The following is a 4,247-nucleotide window of genomic DNA, read 5'->3' on the forward strand; positions in this document are numbered from 1 at the left end:
CCTACGAGACCCTCTACACCGCTACGCTGGCATCCGCCGCGTAATCCACCACCCGTGTCCACAAGCCGGGGGTAAGGCCCGTGTGGCCCGCTTGTGGCGGGTTCCGGCGCAACGATGGTCGGTCACCCTGCCCGGCGATCCGTTCTACGTTCCCGCGACCGTGCCGCTGCCCATCCTGGCCGTCGCCGTGATCGTTCTCGGCGGAGTTGCGCTCGTCACCCGCCCCGACGAGCGTGGTGCCGGGGGTCGGCCGGCGATCGTCGGTGTCGGGCTGCCGGTGGTATTCCTGCTGCTCTACACCGTGCTGGGAACGACCGAGTCCGGCCCGGTGTCGTGGACTGTCGCGGTTGGGCTCGCCGTCGCAGCGACTCTCGGCGGCGCATGGCTGCTGCCCGCCCCTGAGGGGCGCGTGCTGCTGGTGGGGTTGGCCGTGGCCGCTGCAACGGTCGGCCACGTGCACTACTTGTCGGGCGCTTGGTGGTGGGTCCTGGGCGGTCTCATCGCGTTGGTCGCCGGGGTGATGGTCGGATGGCGGTACCCAATGGCGGCGGTGGGGATGGTTCTTCTCGTCCTGGTCACGGCCACCGGGCTGCTTCCGGACGGTGGCATCTTCGACGCCGTGACGATCACGGCGTACACGCTGGTATCGCCCGGTGCGCTGGGGTTGTCCATCACCTCCGTCCTCTCGACCACCCCTGCGGACGCACCGGTGGTGGTCAGCGCCGCGATGTTGCCGTTGACCATGACGTTCTTCGCGATCTCGGCGCCACTGGCCGTCGCCGACTACGGGTGGTCGAACGGCTACCCGACCTCCGAGTCGGGACCGGTGGTCACCGTCGTCTCGCCGCTGCCCCTCGGTATCGTCGTCGCGACCGTCACCGCCGTCCTCGCCACGCTCGCCCTTGCCCGGCGCTCGGATCCCGGCCGCGTCCGCGTACTCGCGCGGCGCGGAGGCCGATAAGTTTCGGGCGATGACCTGGATTTTCCGGCGCTCGGTGTCTATCCGGGGATGCCGAACTCGGTGCGGGTCGCGCCGAGCAGTGTGTCCACATGCTCAGCGTAGGTGGCGCAGGCGTGCGACAACGCCTGAAAGGCTGCGACGATCGGCCGTGGGTCTGCCGCGCTGAACAGCGCCGGCATCGCGTAGTACGGGCGGTGAATCGGCCCGTGGTCGAACATCTTCCCGGTCGGTGACTTCTCCCCACCCGGCACCGCACTCAAGCGGTAGGGTCCGCCCTTGCCCTGGGGCGGAAGGTTCTCGGCCGCGAGACGGCTGGACGCGGACTGTGGATCGTCGAACGGTGCCGGGAGTGGTTCACCGTTACCCAATGCCGCCAGTGCCGGTGTGACCCAAGCGCAGTCGGCGAGTCCGGCGAACTCGAACGCACGGATCGCGGCCCACTGCGCCAGTCGCCGCTGGGTCTGCGGGTCCATCGCCACAATCGCGGCTGCGACGTCCGGTGCACAGTCGTCGAAATCGCGTATCGCCAGCACCTTTTGCAGTTCGGGATGTGCCTCGAAGTCGATCGCCGTGGTCCGGGTGGTCGCGGTCGTGGTTGTCGTGACCGTGGCCGACGAGCTGCCGTGAGCCGGCTGCTCCTCGCCTGCGGGTACCGTGGGCGGAGTGTTCTCGGGTATGCCGAAGCCGGGCATGTCCCACATCTGGGCCGGGGACTTCGTGATCCCGTCGTACGGCCACAGCCGGATCCGCCACACGTCACCGGGTGTCGTCGATCCCGGCCACCCGTAGTTGATGAATCCTCGCCCGGAGACCTCCACGGTGTAACGGCCGACTGGAACGGTGACGTCCACCGGGTCGGTAGTCGGTGATGACAAGGTCAGCACCCCGCGGGGGTCAATTTCCAGGCGCCCTTCGCTGACCTGTTGCCACTGATCCCGGTCCGCGGGGGGTCGTGACGGCCACACCTGCACGGTCACCGCCATCTGGAAGTTGTTCTGGTGGGGGCACAGCACGAGCAGCATGGCCCCATTGCCGGCGCTGGGTTGATCGGCCTGGGCTCGTTCGAGGAGAGCGAGCTCGACGTCCGGATCTCCAAGCCCGCCGTCGAGACAGAACTGGCCGTAGTCCATCGCCACGGTCACCTGTGTTTCGCTGACCGGCAGGGTGCGCTCATCCATGCCCGTGATCCTGTCACGACGGCCGGATACAGCAGTCTCAACTCAAGCGAGAACGTCGCTGGTGACCCCGGCTAGGGATCCCCGTTCGGGACAGGCACCCGGTTGGCCGTCACCTCGGTTCTGATGCCGGCGCCGGTGGTTGCTTCCCGCGGGTTTAGTTCGGGGTACCGATCAATTGGTGGTGGGCGAGTTCGCGGTAGAGCTCGCTGGTCCCGAGCAACTCGTTGTGGGTGCCGATCGCGCGGACCCGGCCGTGGTCGAGGACGATGATCTGATCGGCGTTCTTCACCGTCGCGAGCCGGTGCGCAACGATGACGACGGTCTGATCGGCTCCGGTGGCCTCGAGTGCGGCCTGGAAGATTTCCTCGTTGCGGCTGTCGAGACTCGACGTCGGCTCGTCCAACAGCAGCAGCGGTGGTCGGGCGAGGAGTGCGCGGGCGATTGCCAACCGTTGCCGCTCCCCTCCGGACAGGCGGATACCGTGCTCGCCGATCTGCGCGTTCAAACCCTCGGCCTCGGTGTCGACCCGGTCGCGCAGGTTGACGGTGTCCAGGGCCGCCCAGCACTGCTCGTCCGTCACCTGAGGGGCGGCGAGGGTGAGGTTCTCGCGGACGGTGCCCGAGACCGCGGACGCGTTCTGCTCCACGTACCCCAGCTGCGAACGCAGCACGGGACGGGGCACGTCGGTGATATCCACGCCGGCGATCTCGATGCGGCCGCTCTCGACCTCGTCGAACCGTTCGACGAGGGCGAGGAGGGTGGATTTGCCGGCGCCGGACAGTCCGACGATCGCCGTCCGTGAACCGCGGGCGACGGTGAAGCTCACCGAGTCGAGGACGGGATGGTCCGGGCGGTACCCGAACCGAACACCATCGAACCGCAGCATCGGCGCCTCCGACGGTGCAGGTATCTCGCGGTGCCGGATGGTGTCGGTGGCGTCCTCGGCGGGAACCTGCTGAATGTCGGTGATGCGCTGCAGCGCCCCGAGGGCGGCGGCGACGGACTGCACCGCGGTGAAGGCGGTGTTCACCGGGCCCCATGAACAACAGCATGAACAGGATGAACGTGACCAGCTCGGCGACGGTCAGATGGCCGGTGGCCACCCGGTAGCCGCCGACGCCGAGGACGACGAGCAACGACGCGTGCCCGGTGATCTCCCGGAGCGGCTGGATAGCCGCGCCGGAGCGGGCCGCGCGCACCCCGGCGTCGAATGCTTCCCGAACCCTGTCGCCGAGCCGGGACCGGGCCCGTTCGGTGGCCCCGGCGGCGCGGATGACGCTGATCGCCGCCAAAGTTTGGTTCAAGTCGCCGGTCAGGTCCCCCAGCCGGGACTGGGTTTCGAACGTCAACGCACGTAGTCGCCGGGTGATATGAAGTGACGCTGCGACCACGATCGCCACGACGAGGACGGTGACCCCGGCCAGAATCGGGTCGAGCAGCACCATCGCGGTCAGCGCCCCGACCAGGACGAGGATCCCGCCGAGGGGTTCGACCAGACCATCGGTGAGTGCGGCGCGCAGCAGGGTGGTGTCCGAGGCGACCCGGGAAACGAGGTCGCCGACGTGGCGGCTGCGGTACTCGCTCATCGGCAACCGCAGCAGGTGGCCGATCAACTCGGTGCGGGCGGTGAGCACCACACTTTCCGCGGTCCGTTGCAGCAGGTAGTACTGGATCGTGCCGAGGACCGCACCGGCGGCGAGGAGCCCGACCAGCGCCCACACCAGACCGCTGAGCGGGGCACCGTCTCCGACCGCGGTGATGACCCGGCCCACCAGCACCGGTTGCACCAGACTCAGCCCGGCGGCGGCAATGGAGAACACCGCCGCCACCACGAGCAACCGGCGATGCTCACGCACATACGGCCACAACGAACGCACCCCGCCCCGGGCGGCAGTGCCGGCATTTCCTCCCCGCGGATCCATACGTCCCCCCAACCCCAGAAACAAGTTCCGCCATCATATTTGGCCCGTCCCCGAATCTCAGAGAGTGTTTTGAAAGTGTTCGATTCGGGCGCGGCGGACCGGCCGGTGGCGGCATGATTGGGGCCGTGGTTGCTCGCAGGAAACGTCGCAAGCCGACGCCGTATCCGTCCGATCTGACCGATGCCC

2 protein-coding genes and 2 pseudogenes are annotated in these 4,247 nt (G+C 68.3%); 1 reads left to right on the forward strand and 3 read right to left on the reverse strand.

From position 1 onward, the window contains the following. Positions 1 to 961, forward strand: a pseudogene (locus WAW17_RS06855) (hypothetical protein); the annotation flags it as partial. 38 nt (positions 962 to 999) lie between these two features. Here WAW17_RS06855 and WAW17_RS06860 read toward each other — a convergent pair. The 3 genes and pseudogenes from WAW17_RS06860 to WAW17_RS06870 form a co-directional block, all read right to left on the reverse strand. Next, entirely contained in the window at positions 1,000 to 2,139 is a 1,140-nt protein-coding gene (locus tag WAW17_RS06860; RefSeq protein WP_422332249.1) for a hypothetical protein, read from the reverse strand. Positions 2,140 to 2,293: 154 nt separating this feature from the next. Then, positions 2,294 to 3,169, reverse strand: a complete 876-nt coding sequence (locus tag WAW17_RS06865) for an ABC transporter ATP-binding protein (protein WP_422332250.1) — start codon at positions 3,167 to 3,169, stop codon at positions 2,294 to 2,296. Positions 3,170 to 3,230: 61 nt separating this feature from the next. Next, positions 3,231 to 4,061 (reverse strand): annotated as a pseudogene (locus tag WAW17_RS06870) (ABC transporter ATP-binding protein); the annotation flags it as partial. Positions 4,062 to 4,247: the final 186 nt, after the last annotated feature.

Source organism: Rhodococcus sp. (in: high G+C Gram-positive bacteria), from assembly GCF_049286785.1.
Classification (GTDB): Bacteria; Actinomycetota; Actinomycetes; order Mycobacteriales; family Mycobacteriaceae; genus Rhodococcus_F.

What these genes read in the sequence shown, in the direction of transcription:
- WAW17_RS06860 (WP_422332249.1), bottom strand. Translation starts at nt 2,139, where the DNA reads ATGGATGAGCGCACCCTGCCGGTCAGCGAAACACAGGTGACCGTGGCG.